Genomic DNA, 16,229 nt, shown 5'->3' with positions numbered 1-16,229 from the left:
TGCCCAGGCAATGCGGCGACATCTTCGCCCATTGCTCGTCACTCAAAACCAAACGCTGCGTCATCCAAAGCGTGAATCATAAACACACGTCACCAGGAAAGATCTAAATCTCAACAAGCCCTATAAAAATCAATAAGAAAAACCTTCCCAGGATCAGCGCCAAACTGCTCTAGGTCCAGGACCGAGCACGGTCCTGGCGGGGGTGTCGGGGGCGGAGCCCCTGACTGGCGCCCTACCCCAGGCTTTCCACCGCCGGCGCCAGTTCCGTCGATTTGGCGCTGGGGTGTCCCGGGTTTTTGAAGCGCAGTTCCCCATGCGGTGCCGCATCCGGTGCCGGCAGCCCGAACAGTTCCGCGCGGGAGGCGCAGGTGATGGCCACCACCGCGCGCGCCGCGGGCTCGGTCAGGAAGCGGCGGGCGGTGCCTTCCAGTTCCAGGCTGTCGCGCAGGGCGCGCCATTCGGTGCGGTCCAGATCCTCGATGAAGGTGCTGAGGATGCCTGGGCGGTTGCCCGAGAGGCGGGCCGCGTGTTCAGCCATGCGGGTTTTCGCGGCCTGGGCGATATCGTTGCTGCGCCCGGCGCGGGCGGCCATGACGAACAGGCTGCCGCTGGCGTTGTCGGCGGTCACGGCCAGGTGGGCTTCGTGGCCGAACTGGCTGCGCAGGGCGGCGGGCAGGCCGGCCTGGGCGCCCGCGATCAGCAGCGGGTCCAGCTTCAGCATGGCCTCCGCGCTCGTGTCCTGGCGCTTCTGGGCGGCCAGCATGGCGGTGATGCGCCCGTGCAGGGCCGCGATCTGCCCGGCATCCTGCGCGCCCTCGGGCAGGGTCATCTTCAGGATGTAGCGGCCGGGATGCGCGGCCAGCCAGGTCTGCAATTCGGGGTTCAGCTGGTCCATCAGCTGGAACCAGGCGCCCTTCTGCAAGGGCCGGCCTTCCTCGGCGGAGACGGTGACGCAGGCGATCTCGGCCGACACGCCCTGGCGTTCGATCGTCAGGTCCCAGGGCGTGCTGTCCAGCAGCCCGTCGAAGCGCACGGCAAAGCCCTGGGCGCGGGCGCGGGCGGCGGTGCGGGCCAGGTGGAAGATGGGCACCAGCGTCGCCTCCCCCTCCAGCCCCGCGCGCAGCTGGGCGCGCAGGCGACAGCGCGGCTTTTCCGGCAGGGAGCGCGCGAGGGCGGTCAGTTCCTGCGCGAAGCCCAGCACCAGCCGCTCCGGCGTGCCGGCGTTGCGCAGGCGGGCGGGGTCCGCCAGGCGGTTCAGCATCAGCTCCGCCGCGTGGCGCTGCTGGGCGGCGCGGCCTGTGTAGCCGCCCCGCCGGTTGATGCTGGACAGGCGCTGGCCCCAGGCCTCCCGCCCGCCGGCCAGGCACAGGAATTCCCGCAGCGGCGAGGCTTCGGTCATGTCCTGGGCAGTCGAATCCAGCATGGCAAGGGTTCCGCTCGGGTGGGAGTTGCGGGAAGCGCCCAACTTCGCACCGCGTCAAGGACTTGAAACCGGGCCGGGTTATCATACCGAGACGGTCCTGTTTGGCGAGGGCGCTTTTCCCCCGCGCGGCCCGTGTTACAGAAAGGTATGATTCCTCTCGACACCGTGCTGGGCGTGATCGACACCGTGGGGGTGGTGGCCTTCGCGGCTTCCGGCGCGCTGGCGGCCGCGCGGCAGCGGATGGATGTGGTGGGCTTCATCCTGATCGCGCTGATCACGGGGCTGGGCGGCGGCACGCTGCGCGACCTGCTGCTGGGCCGGCTGCCGCTGTTCTGGCTGCGCGCGCCGGGGCTGCTGGCGATGATCGCGGTGGTGGCGGTGCTGGTCTTCGTGGCGGCGCCGCGCTTCCGGCTGGGCGCGCGCATGCTGATCTGGGCCGATGCGCTGGGCCTCGCGCTCTATGCCGTGCTGGGGGCGGAAATCGCGCTGCTGGCGGGTGCCGACCCCTGGGCCGCCATGCTGCTGGGCGTCGTCTCGGCCAGTTTCGGCGGCATCATGCGCGATGTGGTGTGCAACGAGGTGCCGCTGCTGCTGACGCGGGAGATCTATCTGCTGGCCGCGCTGGCCGGGGCCGCCTGCTTCGTCATGCTGCGGCTGTCTGGCGTGTGGCGGGAACACGCGGTGCTGGCGGGCATGTGCCTGGCCTTCGGCATCCGCGCGGCGGCGATCCGCTTCGGCTGGTCCCTGCCGCCCTATCGCGAACGATAAAAAACCGGCCCCCCTTTCGAGGGGCCGGTTCCGTGGGGCTCGGAGCTCCCGGGTCCATGGCTTCCGGGAGGTCAGGCCCCCCGTGGGTTACCCGCGGAGACCGGAGGCAGGCACCCAGATGGTGCGGTCACGGCCGGCGACGTTCTCCACCGCGGGCACCTGGCCTGCGAGGCCCTGTTGCGCCGGGCCATTGTCCAGATAGCTGATCACCGGCCGACCCTCATCCACACCCGTGACGACGGCCACGCCGCCGCCCACGATGTTGCCGCGCGCGGCTTGGCCGTACACGACATGCTGGCTGGCGAAATCACCCGCGATCCGGGGGGCTTCCTCGGCGAAGGCCGCGGTGGTGGAAAGCAGCGCCGCGACGGCGGCAATGGCGAACTTGTTCATATCCGGTCTCCTGTTCTCTGTGAGGGCCGCCGTTTCCGGCCGCCCTTCGGTGAACAGACAGATGCTCCGTTCCGCCGCACTTTCCCAATCATGGCTCGGCATCGTGGCCATACGCCCAGGTTATGAAAGCCTTCGCGCGATTTCCGGTTTGCATCCTCGGCGCGGCCCTCTATCGTTTCGCACAACGATACGAAACACGGAGGAACCCCCATGCGCCTGACCCGCCGCACGCTGCTGCATGCCGTCCCGGCCGCCCTGGCCACGCCCGCCTTGGGCCAGGCCCCCTGGCAGCCCGACCGCCCGATCCGCGCCATCGTGCCCTTCCCCGCCGGCGGCGCCACCGATGTCTGGGCCCGGCTGTGCCTGGAACCCATGAGCGAGATCCTGCGCGTGCCCATCGTGGTGGAAAACCGCTCCGGCGCCGGGTCCATGATCGGCTCCGACGCGGTGGCCAAGGCGGCGCCGGACGGCACCACCCTGCTGTTTACCATCACCACCCTGGTGCAGGCCCCCATCGTGCTGGGCAACGCGCCCTATGACGCCATCCGGGACTTCACGCCGATCGGCATGATGGGCGCCACCGTGCTGATCTTCATGTGCCGCTCCAGCCTCGGCCCCCGCAACCTGCCGGAATTCGTGGAATTCGCCCGCGCCCGGGCCCGCGCCGGGCAGGGGCTGTCCATGGGCTCCTACGGCTCCGGCTCCACCGGGCATGTCTTCGGGCTGCAGGCCAACCAGGCGCTCAACCTGGGCCTGACCCACGTCGCCTATCGCGGCGAGGCCCCGATGATCAGCGCCTATCTGGGCAATGAGGTCGATTGCGGCTTCAACAGCCTCACCTCCGCGCGGGAGCACGTCATCTCCGGCAAGCTGCGCCCGCTGGCCGCCCTGGGCGAGGCCCGCGCCCAGACCATGCCCGAGATCCCCACCTTCATCGAACAGGGCGCCGATGTCGGGCGCGGCTGGGCCGGCTTCGTGGGGCTGCTGGGCCCCGCCCGCCTGCCCGCCCCCATCCTGGCCCGGCTGGAGGACGCCTTCCGCCAATCCATGGAACGCGAGACCGTCCGCCGGCGCCTCAACCAGCTCGACACCGACGTGGACTGGCAGGGCAGCCAGCAATTCGGCCAGACCATCATCCGCTCCCGCGATATCTGGGCGGAACTGACCCGCGGGATCGACCTTCAGCTTTGAGGGTTGCCACCCTCCGGTGATTCCACCTCCGGCGACCACGCTTGGTTGCTCGCGTGATTCACGCCTCCGGTGATTCCACCTCCGGCGACCACGCTCGGACAATCGCCAGCAACCGCTCCAGCACCTCCGGCGAGAGCTTGCCGATCCGCTCCCCCAGCAGATTGGCCAGCTCCGTCGCCTCCGGGCTCAGCCCCGCCGTGTCCAGCACCACCTTGGGATGGGACAGCCCGGCCAACCGGCCCATCTCATCGCCTTCATCCCAGATCAGGCCGAAGAACTCATTCACCTGATGCACCAGCCCCGCCGAAGGCCGGCCGCGATGCCCATGCTCCAACGCCGACAAATACGCCGACGACACCTGCAACGCCCGCGCCAACTCCCCCAACGTCACACCACGCTCCTGCCGCAACGCCCGCAGCTTCCGGCCGAACGGGGTCATGCGGGAGGCACCGGTGAGCAGGGGCGGAAACGAGAGGGGCTTTGCCCCCCTCGTGCTCCCCCCACCAAAGGCCGAAAGGCCCTTGGAACCCAATGATTTGGAAGTTGGGAGAGGGGGCTCCAAGCGCCCTTTGGGCCCGACGCGCGCTCGCGGCCCCCTCTCCCAACTTCCAAACTAAACTGATGGGGTCCAGGGGCCTTTCGGCTCCTGGCGGGGGAGCGCGAGGGGGCAGAGCCCTCTCGCATCCACCTGCCCACCCGCGCCCCCCTCACGGCCGGGCGCGCCGCAGCAGCAGGGTGACGCTGCCGGTGTTGGCCTGGTGGGGGTGGGCGGCGGCCAGGATGTGGTGGCGCAGGGCCGGGTGGTTCAGCCAGTGGGGCAGTTCGCGTTTCAGGATGCCGCCTTCGGGGCCGCCTTTGCCGGTGATGATGGCGACGCAGCGGATGCCGTCGGCCAGCGCGTTGAGCAGGAAACGGTGGACCAGGGCGTGGGCGTCCTGCGCGAAGCGGCCGTGCAGGTCGAGCGTGCGTTCGGCGCGGGTGCGGCCGCGCGTCAGGTCGCGCCAGCGTTTGCGGTCGATGTCCGGGGCGGGCAGGCCCACGGCCAGGGGTTCCGGCGCGCGGGGGCGCGGGGGGGCTGCGGGGGCCGTGGGCAGGGGTTCGGCGGGGGTGGGGGCCGGGGGCGCGGGCGGCAGGGCGGGGCGCAGGCGCCCGGGCAGGGGCGCGATGTGCTGGGCGAAGACGGCCCACAGGTTGCGGTCGTCCTCCGACAGGGCGCGGGGTTTCGGCGCGCGCCGGGGCGGCGTGGGTTCTGGGCGGCGCATCGTGCTGTGGCCTGGGGGGCGGGTCAGCCCAGGGCCTCCGGGTCGTCGTCCACCAGGATGACGTGCAGGTTGCGCGGGCCGTGGGCGCCCAGTTCCAGCGTCTGTTCGATGTCGGCACTGCGGGAGGGACCGGTGACGAGCATGACATTGCGCGGCATGAAGCCGCCGGTCAGGGCGTCGTGGCTGGCGGCGCGCAGCTTCGCCCAGGCTTCCTCATAGGCACCGACGACGGCGCTGGCGCGCAGCACCACGATGGCGGCGTCCGGCAGCAGGTTCAGGGTGGTGGGGCGTTCGGGCGCGCTGGGCAGCATCAGCGTGCCGGTTTCCGCGATGCCGGCGAAGCCGTGCTGCAGGCTGGCCTGGTCGGTGCCCTGGCCGCGCCGCGCCTCGAAGGACAGCATGGGGAAGCGGTGCCAGGGCAGGCTGGCCAGCTCCGAGTGCGGGGCCATGGCGAAGCGGGGCGGCAGGTTCTGGGCGGCCAGGTAGTCGGCCAGGGCGGCGGGCACGGCATCCAGGTCGGGCACGCGCTCGGCGGTGGCGAATTCCTTTTCCAGGTTGCGGATGAACAGCGCCACCTGCCCGGCGCGCGGCAGGCGGGACCGCGCGGGGATGATGTGGGTGGGGTGCGCGGCCAGGCGGGAATCCAGCATGGCCTGCTGGTCCGCCGGCAGGGGGCCGCGGCGCAGCCCGCGCCGGATGGAATTCAGAATGACGTCACGGCTCATGCCGGGGCTCCGGTTTCATGGCGGCCTCGATGCGGTCCAGCGCGTCCTCGATGCGGTTCAGGCGGGCTTCCACCTCGGTCGGCGGGTCCTCTCCGCCCAGCAGCCAGGCCAGGGTGGTGCGGGGGGCGGGGCGAGGTGGTGGAGACGGTTTCGGGTCGGCCATGGATCATCACTTGGCGCGCTGCCGGCGGGCGTATTCGGCCATGAAGGTGCGGCCCTCCGGCACCGGCAGGTCGCGGCCCGCCGTCCAGCCGCCGGCGAAGGGCAGGGCATGGAAGGCGCCCCGCCCGCGCCCCAGCAGCTTCAGCGTGCCCGCGCCCAGCCGCGTGGCCAGCCGGTACATCGTCGGGCGCTTGGCGAACCAGCCCCACAGCCCCATCGCGCGGCGCATCACGGGGGGTTGCAGGTGGCGCTCGAACTCCCGTTCCCGCCAATGACGCATCAGGCTGGGCAAGGGGATCTTCACCGGGCACACGCTCTCGCACCGGCCGCAGAAGGTGCTGGCATTGGGCAGGTGCCCGGCCTTGTCCACGCCTTGCAGCGTGGGGGTCAGCACCGCGCCCATCGGGCCCGGATACACCCAGCCATAGGCATGCCCGCCGATCGCGCCATAGACCGGGCAGTGGTTCATGCAGGCCGCGCAGCGGATGCAGCGCAGCATGTCCTGGAATTCCGTGCCCAGCATGCCCGACCGGCCATTGTCGATCAGCACCACATGGTATTCGGCCGGGCCGTCCAGGTCCTCCGCCCGGCGGGCGCCGGTGGAGAAGGTGGTGTAGACGGACAGGTCCTGCCCGGTGGCGCTGCGCGCCAGCAGGCGCATGAACACGCAGGCGTCCTCCAGCGTCGGCACCATCTTCTCGATGCTGGCCAGCACGATGTGCACGCGCGGCAGGGTCTGCGTCAGGTCGCCATTGCCCTCGTTGGTGACGATGACGCTGGTGCCGGTTTCCGCGATCAGGAAGTTGGCGCCCGTGATGCCCACATCGGCGGTCAGGAACTTGTCGCGCAGCCGGGTGCGGGCCTCGGTCAGGATGTCCCGGCGCTCGTGGAACTGGCGGTCGGCCGGCAGGTCGGCGTGGGATTTGCGGAAGCTCGCCTCCCAATCCTCCCGGTTCAGGTGGAAGGCGGGGGCGATGATGTGGCTCGGCGGTTCGTCGCGCACCTGCAGGATGTATTCGCCGAGGTCGGTCTCCACCGGCTCCATCCCATGGGCTTCGAGATGGGCGTTGATGCCCAGCTCCTCGCTGATCATGGACTTGCCCTTGGTGACGGTGCGGGCACCGGCATCCTGGCAGATCTTCAGCACGGCCGCCCGGGCATCATCGGCGGTGGAGCACCAGTGCACCACGCCGCCCGCGCGCTCCACCTTGTCGGCGTAGCGTTCCAGATAGGCGTCGAGGTTCGCCAGCGTGTGGTTCTTGATGTCCCGCGCCACGTCGCGCAGCGCCTCGAATTCCGGCAGGCCGGCGACGGCGGCGGCGCGCTTGGCCTGGAACCCGTCGCGGAAGCGGGTCAACGCCTTCTGCAGGGGCGCATCGGCCAGGGCGGCGGATGCCCGTTCCTTGAACCGCGGGGAATGGACTTGCATGCGCAAAGTCTAGCGCCCTGCCGCTCCGCGCGCCACTCGGCACCGCCATGCGGTAATATCGCCCCTCAGCCTTGTTGCAAGGCTGTGGCGCATGGGCTTACCTCCCGCGATCCGCCCTCGGAGCTGCCGCCGCCATGAACGAGATTTCCATCCCGCGTCCGAACAACCTGGACGCCTACTGGATGCCCTTCAGCAACAATCGGGAATTCAAGAAGAACCCGATGATGCTCGCCCGCGCGAAGGACATGTTCTACTACACGCCCGAGGGCCGGGAAGTGCTGGACGGCACCGCCGGCCTGTGGTGCTGCAACGCCGGCCACGGCCGCAAGGAAATCACGGAAGCCATCCAGAAGCAGGCCGCCGTGATGGACTACGCGCCCACCTTCAACATGGGCCACCCCATCGCCTTCGAGGCCGCGGCCCGCGTGGCCGAGATGACGCCCGACGGCATGGACCGCGTCTTCTTCACCAATTCCGGCAGCGAGAGCGACGACACCGCGCTGAAGATCGCGCTGGCCTATCAGAAGGCCAAGGGCCAGGCCAGCCGCGTGCGGCTGATCGGGCGTGAGCGCGGCTATCACGGCGTGGGCTTCGGCGGCATGTCCGTCGGCGGCATCGGCGGCAACCGCCGCCAGTTCGGCGGCCAGCTGCCCTATGTGGACCACCTGCCGCACACCCATGGGCTGAAGGAGAACTTCTTCTCCCGCGGGATGCCGCAGAACGGCGCCTTCCTGGCCGACAAGCTGGAGGACCTGGTGGCCCTGCACGGCGCGGACACCATCGCCGCCGTGATGGTGGAACCCGTCTCGGGCTCCACCGGCGTGCTGGTGCCGCCCGTGGGCTACCTGAAGCGCCTGCGTGAGATCTGCGACAAGCACGGCATCCTGCTGATCTTCGACGAGGTGATCACCGGCTTCAGCCGCATCGGCGCGCCCTTCGGCTGCGAGCGGATGGAAGTGATCCCCGACATGATCACCATGGCCAAGGGCCTGACCAACGCCGCCGTGCCCATGGGCGCCGTCGCGGTGAAGAACGAAGTCTACGACATGGTGGTGAACAACAGCCCGGCCGGTATCGAGCTGTTCCACGGCTACACCTATTCCGGCCACCCGCTGGCCGCGGCCGCCGCGATCGCCAGCGTGGACATCCACCAGAAGGAAGACCTGGCCGGCCGCGTCCGCGCCATCGAATCCTACTGGGAAGACGGCGCCCACAGCCTGAAGGGCGCCCCCAACGTGGTGGACATCCGCAACTTCGGCCTGATCGCGGGCATCGAACTGTCCTCGCGCCCCGGCGCGGTGGGCGCGCGCGCGATGGACGTGCTGCGCAGCTGCTTCGACGACGGGCTGCTGGTGCGCGTCACCGGCGATATCATCGCCCTGTCGCCCCCGCTGATCATCGAGAAGCCGCACGTGGACCGCATCTTCAACACGCTGGGCGACGCGCTGCGCAAGGCGGCCTGACAGCGCTGGGGGCTTCGCCCCCTGGCCCCCCAGTCAGGGGCGCTGCCCCTGACGACCCCGCAAAGGGTTGTAGCAACCCTTTGAACCCATGGATTGGCGCCTTACCTTGGCAGGTAGGGCGCCTTTTTCATGATAAAAATCAACGGGAACCGCCTTCCCAGGACCGGCGCCAAACTGATGGGGTGCAGGGGCCTTTCGGCTCCTGCCGGGGGTCCAGGGGGCGGCGCCCCCTGGATAGCGCCACCCCAGGATCAGAACCCCCACTGCAATGCGGCGAAAATCGGCCTAAATAGGCCTTATGCGCCGACACATCCTGGCCGCCTTCGCGGTGGTTCCTTTCCTGGCCTGGGCCTTGCCCGCCATTTCCGCCGAGCCGCAGGAGGGTGCGGGCGCCATGCTCGCCCACCGTGCGGCCTATCGGCTGACGCTCGACACCTCTCGCGACCAGGCGGGCATCCAGCGCGCCGAGGGCGCGATGGTGTTCGAGGTGCAGGACGCCTGCGAGGGCTGGACCACCCGGCAGCGTTTCACGCTGGTGCTGACCGACCGCGACGGCAACCGCATCGAGACCAGCAGCGACTATTCCACCTTCGAGGCGAAGGACGGCTCGCATCTGCGTTTCTCCCTGACGCAGATGACCGAGGGTGCCGTGACCCAGCGCATTTCCGGCGAGGCGAGCGTGACGCCGGAGGGCGGGCGTGCCCGCTACCAGGACCCCGCGCCGAACGAGGTCGCGCTGCCGCGCGGCACGCTGCTGCCGATGATGCACACCATCCGCGCCCTGGCCACCGCGCGGGCGGGCCAGCGCATCCTGTCCGCGCCGCTGATGGACGGCACGGATGAGGACGGCGCGCAGGACACCAGCACCTTCATGACCGGCAGCTGGCAGGAACCCGCGGCCCAGCCGCGCTTCCCGGCCCTGGCCGGGCAGGGGTCTCAGCGCATGCGGATTTCCTTCTTCGAGCCGGGCCAGCAGGGCGGCGCCGGCACGCCGAACTATGAGGTCGCGCTGCGCTATTACGCCAATGGCGTGGCCGACGACGTGCACATGGATTTCGGCGAATTCAGCGTGGTGGGAGAGCTGCTGGAGCTGGCCCCCACCCCCGGTGCCTGTTGAGCGGCCCGGAAGACCAAAGCTGGGCCGCGCTGCTGGCCGGGCGGGCGGAGGGCCCGCTGGCCGGGCTGTTCGCCCCCTGCCTCGCGCCGCCGCCCGGGCCTGATGGCTGCCTGGTGATCGGCCGGCTGGCGCAGACGCTGGATGGGCGCATCGCCACCCGCAACGGTTCCTCGCAATGGATCGGCGGGCCGGCGGACCTGGTGCACACCCACCGGCTGCGCGCGCTGTGCGATGTGGTGCTGGTGGGCGCCGCCACCGTCGCCGCCGACGACCCGCAACTGACCACCCGCCTGGTGCCGGGGCCGGACCCGGTGCGGGTGATCCTCGACACCCGCCAGGAACTGCCGCCGGAGCGCCGCGTGTTCCAGGGCGGGCCGCGCACCATCCTGGCCGTGGCGGCGGACGCGGCACGCGGCACCCGTCATGGCTCGGCGGAAATCCTGCCCATCCCCCGCTGCGGAGAGGGGCGGCTGGACCTGCCCGCCCTGCTGGCCGCGCTGGCGGCCCAGGGGCTGCGGCGCATCTTCGTGGAGGGCGGGGGCGTCACCGTCTCCCGCTTCCTCATCGCCGGGCTGCTGGACCGGCTGCATGTGACGGTGGCGCCGATCATCCTGGGCTCCGGCCGCCCGGCCTTCGCCCTGCCGGAGGCCCTGCGGATCAGCGACGGGCTGAAACTCTCCTGGACCTGCCACGATATCGCCCCGGATGTGCTGTTCGATATGGCGGTGAACCGCGCCCGCCCGCCCATGGTCTGCCTCTGATGCCGCTCGCGCTGTGGGTGACCGCGCCGGGCCAGGTGGCGCTGCTGGACACGCCGCTGCCGCCGCGCGGGCCGGATGATTTGCGCCTGCGCATGCTGGCCAGCGGCATCTCCCGCGGGACGGAGCGGCTGGTGCTGCACCACCGCGTGCCCGAAAGCCAGTTCGCCACCATGCGCGCGCCCCTGCAGCTGGGCGAATTCGGCGGGCCGGTCGCCTATGGCTATTGCGGCGTGGCGCGGGTGGAGGAAGGCGCGCTCGCCGGGCACCGCGTCTTCGTGCTGGCCCCGCACCAGCAGGAGCTGATCGCCCCCGCCGCGCTGTGCACCCCCCTGCCCGATACCCTGCCCACCCATCGCGCCGTGCTGGGCGCCAATATGGAAACCGCGCTGAACATCATGTGGGACGCAAGGCCGCTGGCCGGTGAGCGCGCCCTGGTGATCGGCGCCGGGGTGGTGGGGCTGCTGGCGGCCTTCCTGCTGGCGCGCTTCCCCGGCGTGAAGGTGACGCTGGTGGACCCCGACGCCAGCCGTGCCGGCATCGCCGCCGCGCTGGGCGCGGAATTCGCGGCACCCGGCGACGCGCCCGCCGAGCAGGAGTTGATCATCCACGCCAGCGCGACGGAGGCCGGGTTGAACCTCGCCCTCTCCCGCGCCGCCTTCGAGGGGCGGATCATCGAGGCGAGCTGGTTCGGCGCCACCCGCCCCGCCCTGGCGCTCGGCGAGGCGTTTCACCAGAAGCGGCTGTCCATCGCCTCGACCCAGGTGGGCAGCGTGGCCACGCCCATGCGCGGCCGCCGAAGCTATGGCCAGCGCATGGCCCTGGCGCTCGACCTGCTGTGCGACGCGCGGCTGGACGCGCTGCTGGAACCCCCCATCGCTTTCGCCGAGCTGCCCCAGCATTATGCCGCCCTGCTGGAGCGCCCGGCGCTCTGCCCGCTTGTCGTCTATCCGGAGGAATCCCCCTGATGTTCAGCTTGACCGTCGTGGACCACATCATGGTCGCGCACAGTTTCCGGGGGAAGGAATTCGGCCCCGCCCAGCGCCTGCACGGCGCCACCTTCGTGGTGGAGGCGGAATTCCGCGCGCCGAAGCTGGATGACCTGCACCTGCTGATCGACATCGGCCTGGCGAAGGACGAGCTGCGGAAGATCCTGTCCGACCTCGACTACCGCAACCTGGACGAGGAACCGGATTTCGCGGGCAAGAACACCACCACCGAATATCTGTGCCTGCATATCCATGGCCTGCTCTCCGCCGCCTGCCGCCATGGACGGATGGGCCCGGGCGGGGCGGGGGTGACCGGCCTGAAGGTGCTGCTGCGCGAAAGCCATGTCGCCTGGGCGGCCTTCGAGGGACCAGTCGGGGGGACCGTGGCGTGAAGATCGCGCTGCTGGTGCCTGGGCCGATCGGCACCGTCTCGGGCGGCTATGGCTATGACCGGCGGCTGCTGGCCGGCCTGGCCGGGGCCGGGCACACCGTGCGCGTGGTGGAACTGGCCGGCCAGCACCCGGTGCCGGACGACGCCGCCGAGGCCTCGGCCCGCGCCGCCTGGGCGGGGCTGGCGGCCGATGAGGTGCCGGTGATCGACGGGCTGGGCCTGCCGGCCTTCGCGGGGCTCGACCTCGGCCGCGCGGTGGGGCTGATCCATCACCCCACGGCGCTGGAAAAGGGCCTGAACCGCGACATGCTGCGGGAAAAGGAGCTGGCGCTGTTCCCCGCCATGAAGCGGCTGGTCACCACCTCGCGCCTCACGGCCGAGCGGCTGGCCGCCGATTTCGGCGTGGACCCCGCCCGCATCGGCACGGTGGAACCCGGCACGGATGGCGCCCCGCGTGCGCAAGGTTCGGGCGGGCCCGGGGTGCGCATCCTGTCGGTCGGCACGCTGGTGCCGCGCAAGGGGCATGACGTGCTGCTGCGCGCGCTGGGGCGCCTCAGTGACCTGGACTGGTCGCTGGAGATCGTCGGCGCCGCGCGGGACGAGGTGCACGCCCATGGCCTGAAATCCCTGGCGGAGGAGCTGGGCATCGATCAGCGCGTCGCCTTCCTGGGTGAGCTGGACGACGCGGCGCTCGCCGCCGCCTATGACCGCGCGGACCTGTTCGCCCTGGCCACCCATTGGGAAGGCTATGGCATGGCCGCCGCCGAGGCCGTGGCGCGCGGCCTGCCCTGCGCGCTGACCGCCGGCGGCGCCGTCACCGAGGTGGTGCCCCCCGCCGCCTGCGTGGTGGCGCAGCCCGGCGACGCCAATTCCCTGTCGCGCGCCATGCGCCGGGTGATCTTCGACCCCGGCCTGCGGCGAGAGATGTCGGATGCCGCCTGGGAGGCCGCGGGCAAGCTGCCCCGCTGGTCCGACCGCGCCACCGCCTTCGCGCACGAGCTGTCCCGTGGTTGAGAGCTTTTCCGGCGACTGGCTGTCCCTGCGGGAGCCCTTCGACGCCCGCGCCCGCAACCTGGGCCTGGCCGAGGCGCTCTCCGCCGCCCTGCCCGCCCGCCCGCGCCTGATGGACCTGGGCGCCGGCACTGGCTCCCTCACGCGCTGGCTGGGGCATATCCTGGGCCGGGGGCAGAGCTGGACGCTGGTGGATGCGGATGCCGAGCTGATCTACCGCGCCTTCGCCACCACCGTGGACCGCGCGGAGATGGTCGGCTGGAAGACCGCCTGGCCCGATGCCCGCACCCTGGTGGTGAAGGCCCCCACCGGCCCTTGGCGCATCGAGGGCCTGCTGGCCGACCTGCGCGAGGCCGCCGACCAGCTGCCGCTGGAAAAGGTGGACGCGGTGGTGAACACCGCGCTGTGCGACCTGGTCAGCGCCGAATGGGTGGAACTGCTCGCCGCCGCCTGCGCCGCCTACAAGCTGCCCTTCTACGCGGCGCTGAATGTCTCGGGCGGCACGCGCTTCTTCCCGGCCCACCCGGACGACGTGCTGGTGCGCCGGGGCTTCGCCCGCGACCAGGCGCGCGACAAAGGCTTCGGCGGCCAGGCATTGGGCGAGGCCGCACCGCACGCCATCGCCCGCGCCTTCACCCGCCATGGCTACACCGTGCGCATGGCGCCCAGCCCCTGGCGGATCGACCGGCGAGAGGTGGCGATGGCGCACGAACTGGCCGTGGGCCACGCCGAAGCCGCCGCCCGCGCCCTGCCAGGAGCACGCCAACGCATCGGCGCCTGGGCGGAAATGCGCAGCCGGCACGCGGAACAACGCAGGCTGTCGCTGGTGGTGCCGCATCTGGATGTGCTGGCGCTGCCGGGAGACCAAAAATAAAATCTAGCCGAGAAAAACTACATTCGGCTCAGAATAAATTTCGTATTTTATTTGTATTTTGCTCTTTGTAAGAGGTTTATGAAGAGCAAATTATTTTGAAATTGCTATACTTCTTGACCTTCCCTCAAAAACTTTTAAATATCCCATCTTTCTGCAATCAAAATCGTACATGCAATATAGCAACCATATCCTATCCCAAACCGGATCGCCGTGATTCAGGTATTTTACATTCAATCCAAGCTGAATGGCCTCTCGATAATCAACAACAGATCCGTGCGACGGAAATCGATCCCTTCCAGAGAGAGCCTTAATAGTTACACTTACATCTTGCTCCGATCTTCCCTTCATCATACCGGTCTCGAGCAGTCTCTTAGCCAATCCTGCGGATTGACGAAGGGCGTGCTTTCCAATCATGTGAAGCGGGAAATTCGACTGAGCGATTTGCGGGGTGTCCAATATTGAGCACGGAACGTTATTTATAGATGGCTCAATAGGCCCCAACTCGGAAGTCGGACCCATTATTATACACGACGAAGAAAGCGCTATTAATGTTCCATTGCTTTTTGCTGAGTTTGCAACTATTATTCTATAATTTTTATTCATATTATTTAGTGTCGATATTATTGATTCGGCGGCATCCGTAACCCCACCGCCGGTTTCTATCATAATATCCAGATCGCAATCAGTTGCATCGCCCATCAACTCAGCAACATGAGCGACATCTCTAAGATCGATTCCAGAGTCATTTTCAAATCTATTAGCAAAATAAACTATCAATTTTCGCCCGGTCAGAGATTCTATGTCTCTGATCAATAGCTGGCGAAGATATCGGTCCTTCTGCTCCACCCAAAATAATGGAGATTGAGCAGGCAGCTCGAATGATCGCGGAAAGCGACCGCTCTCACCATTTGGTGTCGTCAGAATCGGAAGGGTTGGATTGTTTGTCGATTCGTTCATTGGAGGCAATATTAGGCACATTCCAATGACCGATGACAAGCAGTCGCATAGCCTCGAAATCTGGCTGAGGCTCTTTGACAGCACGAATAACATGGGAATTCACTCGATCCCCGTGCGATTTTGGACGCATGATGTCCGACAGCCGGGCGACTGCTACGTCATCAATCATGTTTCTTCCTCCAGCGGCGGCCGAGTCGAGTGAGTTAGAATCTTCAAACACACTGCCGTCAACCAAGTTTCCAAACCCCACACGAAAATTGATATGAATTACTCACTGTCCAGCGTTTGCAGGCCGGAGAACGCCCGGCAAATTCGTCCGATGTCGTGATAAAAACGATAGGCAAAGAAAGTTTCCGTAATGCTTCTAGCCTACCGTTCCGCCCCCGGCACCCACGCCACATCCGCGCGCCCATTGTCATTCAGCCGCCGGCTGAGCACGAACAAATGGTCCGACAGGCGGTTGAGGTAGCGGATGGCGTCCGGGTTCACGTCTTCCTGCGCGGCCAGTGCCACGGTCAGGCGTTCGGCGCGGCGGGTGATGGTGCGGGCCAGGTGGGCGTGGGCCGCGCCGGCGCTGCCGCCCGGCAGCACGAAGGAGCGCAGCGGCGCGATGGCGGCGTTCATCTCGGCCAGTTCTTCCTCCAGCCGCAGGCACTGGGCGGTGCTGATGCGCAGCCGGTCGGCGCCGGTGCCGGGCACGCACAAATCGGCGCCCAGGTCGAACAGGTCGTTCTGGATGCGGGCCAGCATCGCGTCCGCCAGGCGGTCGCCGGCCAGGTGCAGGCGCAGCAGGCCGAGCGCCGCGTTGGCCTCATCCACGGTGCCATAGGCCTCGACCCGCAGCGCGTCCTTGCGCACGCGGCTGCCATCGCCCAGCGAGGTCTCTCCGCCATCGCCGCCGCGGGTGGTGATGACATCCAGTTTGACCATGCGGGGCGGTTCCTCAGTTCAGGGTGAAGCGGACATTGGTGGCCACCTGAGATGGCACGGGTGTGCCCCCGCGCAAGGCGGGGCGGAAGCGCCATTCGCGCACGGCCCGCCGCGCCGCCTCATCCAGGGCGGGATAGCCGGAGCTGCGGGTGACCTCCAGCGTGATGATGCGCCCATCCGTGCCGATGTTCAGCAGCAGGGAGACGACGCCCTGCTCCCCGCGTTCGCGCGAGCCCTGGGGATAGCCGGGGGCGGCGTTGCGGAAGGCGGGGTCCAGCCCCGGGCCGCGCGTGGGCCCGGTCACGGTGGCGCCGCCGAGCGGCCCGGCGGGCGATTCCTGGCCCGGCGGCGCGGGCGTGCCCGGCCGCTCGGCCGGTGAGGGCGGG

At 68.9% G+C, this 16,229-nt stretch carries 20 protein-coding genes; 9 read left to right on the top strand and 11 right to left on the bottom strand.

What is annotated here, in order from left to right; all coding sequences use genetic code 11:
• Nucleotides 1-232 precede the first annotated feature (232 nt).
• Entirely contained in the window at nucleotides 233-1,423 is a 1,191-nt protein-coding gene (locus tag GT007_RS20645) for a hypothetical protein (protein WP_160123559.1), read from the bottom strand.
• 147 nt (nucleotides 1,424-1,570) lie between these two features.
• On the opposite strand from GT007_RS20645, the gene GT007_RS20640 reads away from it, so the two are divergent.
• Complete coding sequence (locus tag GT007_RS20640) at nucleotides 1,571-2,191, top strand: trimeric intracellular cation channel family protein (RefSeq protein WP_160123558.1); 621 nt, start codon at nucleotides 1,571-1,573, stop codon at nucleotides 2,189-2,191.
• 87 nt (nucleotides 2,192-2,278) lie between these two features.
• On the opposite strand, the gene GT007_RS20635 is transcribed toward GT007_RS20640, so the two are convergent.
• Nucleotides 2,279-2,584, bottom strand: coding sequence for a hypothetical protein (locus GT007_RS20635; RefSeq protein WP_160123339.1), 306 nt, complete (start codon nucleotides 2,582-2,584; stop codon nucleotides 2,279-2,281).
• 210 nt (nucleotides 2,585-2,794) lie between these two features.
• On the opposite strand from GT007_RS20635, the gene GT007_RS20630 reads away from it, so the two are divergent.
• Nucleotides 2,795-3,775, top strand: a complete 981-nt coding sequence (locus tag GT007_RS20630) for a Bug family tripartite tricarboxylate transporter substrate binding protein (protein WP_160123557.1) — start codon at nucleotides 2,795-2,797, stop codon at nucleotides 3,773-3,775.
• Between the two features lie 58 nt (nucleotides 3,776-3,833).
• Here the strand turns inward: GT007_RS20630 and GT007_RS20625 are convergent, their stop codons facing one another.
• The 5 genes from GT007_RS20625 to GT007_RS20605 all read right to left on the bottom strand — a co-directional run bounded on the left by GT007_RS20625 (nucleotide 3,834) and on the right by GT007_RS20605 (nucleotide 7,353).
• On the bottom strand, nucleotides 3,834-4,214 hold the full coding sequence (locus GT007_RS20625) for a helix-turn-helix domain-containing protein (RefSeq protein WP_160123556.1): 381 nt from the start codon (nucleotides 4,212-4,214) through the stop codon (nucleotides 3,834-3,836).
• 268 nt (nucleotides 4,215-4,482) lie between these two features.
• Nucleotides 4,483-5,037: a Smr/MutS family protein gene (locus GT007_RS20620; RefSeq protein ID WP_160123555.1), complete on the bottom strand. Its 555-nt coding sequence runs from the start codon at nucleotides 5,035-5,037 to the stop codon at nucleotides 4,483-4,485.
• 23 nt (nucleotides 5,038-5,060) lie between these two features.
• Nucleotides 5,061-5,762 carry a LutC/YkgG family protein gene (locus GT007_RS20615; RefSeq protein WP_160123554.1) on the bottom strand — a complete coding sequence of 234 codons (702 nt, stop codon included), beginning with the start codon at nucleotides 5,760-5,762 and terminating at the stop codon, nucleotides 5,061-5,063.
• Nucleotides 5,752-5,925 carry a hypothetical protein gene (locus tag GT007_RS20610; RefSeq protein WP_160123553.1) on the bottom strand — a complete coding sequence of 58 codons (174 nt, stop codon included), beginning with the start codon at nucleotides 5,923-5,925 and terminating at the stop codon, nucleotides 5,752-5,754. Before GT007_RS20610 ends, GT007_RS20615 begins: the two co-directional genes overlap by 11 nt.
• A 6-nt stretch (nucleotides 5,926-5,931) precedes the next feature.
• Nucleotides 5,932-7,353 (bottom strand): LutB/LldF family L-lactate oxidation iron-sulfur protein, encoded by a 1,422-nt coding sequence (locus tag GT007_RS20605; RefSeq protein WP_160123552.1) that lies wholly within the window; start codon nucleotides 7,351-7,353, stop codon nucleotides 5,932-5,934.
• A 134-nt stretch (nucleotides 7,354-7,487) separates the two neighbouring features.
• Between GT007_RS20605 and GT007_RS20600 the strand changes: the two genes are divergently transcribed.
• The 7 genes from GT007_RS20600 to GT007_RS20570 all read left to right on the top strand — a co-directional run bounded on the left by GT007_RS20600 (nucleotide 7,488) and on the right by GT007_RS20570 (nucleotide 13,956).
• The gene (locus tag GT007_RS20600) at nucleotides 7,488-8,816 is read left to right on the top strand and encodes an omega-aminotransferase AptA (RefSeq protein ID WP_160123551.1); all 1,329 of its coding nucleotides are present in this window, start codon (nucleotides 7,488-7,490) and stop codon (nucleotides 8,814-8,816) included.
• A gap of 298 nt (nucleotides 8,817-9,114) precedes the next feature.
• Nucleotides 9,115-9,933, top strand: a complete 819-nt coding sequence (locus GT007_RS20595; protein ID WP_160123550.1) for an EipB family protein — start codon at nucleotides 9,115-9,117, stop codon at nucleotides 9,931-9,933.
• Nucleotides 9,930-10,694, top strand: coding sequence for a RibD family protein (locus GT007_RS20590; protein ID WP_236571786.1), 765 nt, complete (start codon nucleotides 9,930-9,932; stop codon nucleotides 10,692-10,694). Before GT007_RS20595 ends, GT007_RS20590 begins: the two co-directional genes overlap by 4 nt.
• Nucleotides 10,694-11,659: a zinc-dependent alcohol dehydrogenase gene (locus GT007_RS20585; protein WP_236571785.1), complete on the top strand. Its 966-nt coding sequence runs from the start codon at nucleotides 10,694-10,696 to the stop codon at nucleotides 11,657-11,659. The genes GT007_RS20590 and GT007_RS20585 overlap by 1 nt, the downstream gene beginning before the upstream one ends.
• Complete coding sequence (locus tag GT007_RS20580; RefSeq protein WP_160123549.1) at nucleotides 11,659-12,072, top strand: 6-pyruvoyl trahydropterin synthase family protein; 414 nt, start codon at nucleotides 11,659-11,661, stop codon at nucleotides 12,070-12,072. The genes GT007_RS20585 and GT007_RS20580 overlap by 1 nt, the downstream gene beginning before the upstream one ends.
• A complete protein-coding gene (locus GT007_RS20575) occupies nucleotides 12,069-13,085 on the top strand; it encodes a glycosyltransferase family 4 protein (RefSeq protein WP_160123548.1) in 1,017 nt (338 codons plus the stop codon). Before GT007_RS20580 ends, GT007_RS20575 begins: the two co-directional genes overlap by 4 nt.
• Nucleotides 13,078-13,956, top strand: coding sequence for a class I SAM-dependent methyltransferase (locus GT007_RS20570; RefSeq protein ID WP_160123547.1), 879 nt, complete (start codon nucleotides 13,078-13,080; stop codon nucleotides 13,954-13,956). Before GT007_RS20575 ends, GT007_RS20570 begins: the two co-directional genes overlap by 8 nt.
• A gap of 90 nt (nucleotides 13,957-14,046) precedes the next feature.
• On the opposite strand, the gene GT007_RS20565 is transcribed toward GT007_RS20570, so the two are convergent.
• The 4 genes from GT007_RS20565 to GT007_RS20550 all read right to left on the bottom strand — a co-directional run.
• Nucleotides 14,047-14,802, bottom strand: a complete 756-nt coding sequence (locus GT007_RS20565) for an SDH family Clp fold serine proteinase (RefSeq protein WP_160123546.1) — start codon at nucleotides 14,800-14,802, stop codon at nucleotides 14,047-14,049.
• A 55-nt stretch (nucleotides 14,803-14,857) separates the two neighbouring features.
• Nucleotides 14,858-15,082 carry a hypothetical protein gene (locus tag GT007_RS20560; protein WP_160123545.1) on the bottom strand — a complete coding sequence of 75 codons (225 nt, stop codon included), beginning with the start codon at nucleotides 15,080-15,082 and terminating at the stop codon, nucleotides 14,858-14,860.
• A 200-nt stretch (nucleotides 15,083-15,282) separates the two neighbouring features.
• Entirely contained in the window at nucleotides 15,283-15,843 is a 561-nt protein-coding gene (locus tag GT007_RS20555; RefSeq protein WP_160123544.1) for a cob(I)yrinic acid a,c-diamide adenosyltransferase, read from the bottom strand.
• 13 nt (nucleotides 15,844-15,856) lie between these two features.
• Nucleotides 15,857-16,229 (bottom strand): energy transducer TonB (locus GT007_RS20550; protein WP_160123543.1); only part of this gene is annotated, 373 nt, incomplete at its 5' end.

The organism is Rhodovarius lipocyclicus (genome assembly GCF_009900765.1).
Classification (GTDB): domain Bacteria; phylum Pseudomonadota; class Alphaproteobacteria; order Acetobacterales; family Acetobacteraceae; genus Rhodovarius; species Rhodovarius lipocyclicus.
This window is presented reverse-complemented; position numbering and strand designations above follow the sequence as displayed.

Coding starts and splice junctions, on each gene's coding strand:
- GT007_RS20645 (WP_160123559.1), bottom strand. CDS start 1,423: ATGCTGGATTCGACTGCCCAGGACATGACCGAAGCCTCGCCGCTGCGG.
- GT007_RS20640 (WP_160123558.1), top strand. CDS start 1,571: ATGATTCCTCTCGACACCGTGCTGGGCGTGATCGACACCGTGGGGGTG.
- GT007_RS20635 (WP_160123339.1), bottom strand. CDS start 2,584: ATGAACAAGTTCGCCATTGCCGCCGTCGCGGCGCTGCTTTCCACCACC.
- GT007_RS20630 (WP_160123557.1), top strand. CDS start 2,795: ATGCGCCTGACCCGCCGCACGCTGCTGCATGCCGTCCCGGCCGCCCTG.
- GT007_RS20625 (WP_160123556.1), bottom strand. CDS start 4,214: ATGACCCCGTTCGGCCGGAAGCTGCGGGCGTTGCGGCAGGAGCGTGGT.
- GT007_RS20620 (WP_160123555.1), bottom strand. CDS start 5,037: ATGCGCCGCCCAGAACCCACGCCGCCCCGGCGCGCGCCGAAACCCCGC.
- GT007_RS20615 (WP_160123554.1), bottom strand. CDS start 5,762: ATGAGCCGTGACGTCATTCTGAATTCCATCCGGCGCGGGCTGCGCCGC.
- GT007_RS20610 (WP_160123553.1), bottom strand. CDS start 5,925: ATGGCCGACCCGAAACCGTCTCCACCACCTCGCCCCGCCCCCCGCACC.
- GT007_RS20605 (WP_160123552.1), bottom strand. CDS start 7,353: ATGCAAGTCCATTCCCCGCGGTTCAAGGAACGGGCATCCGCCGCCCTG.
- GT007_RS20600 (WP_160123551.1), top strand. CDS start 7,488: ATGAACGAGATTTCCATCCCGCGTCCGAACAACCTGGACGCCTACTGG.
- GT007_RS20595 (WP_160123550.1), top strand. CDS start 9,115: ATGCGCCGACACATCCTGGCCGCCTTCGCGGTGGTTCCTTTCCTGGCC.
- GT007_RS20585 (WP_236571785.1), top strand. CDS start 10,694: ATGCCGCTCGCGCTGTGGGTGACCGCGCCGGGCCAGGTGGCGCTGCTG.
- GT007_RS20580 (WP_160123549.1), top strand. CDS start 11,659: ATGTTCAGCTTGACCGTCGTGGACCACATCATGGTCGCGCACAGTTTC.
- GT007_RS20560 (WP_160123545.1), bottom strand. CDS start 15,082: ATGATTGATGACGTAGCAGTCGCCCGGCTGTCGGACATCATGCGTCCA.
- GT007_RS20555 (WP_160123544.1), bottom strand. CDS start 15,843: ATGGTCAAACTGGATGTCATCACCACCCGCGGCGGCGATGGCGGAGAG.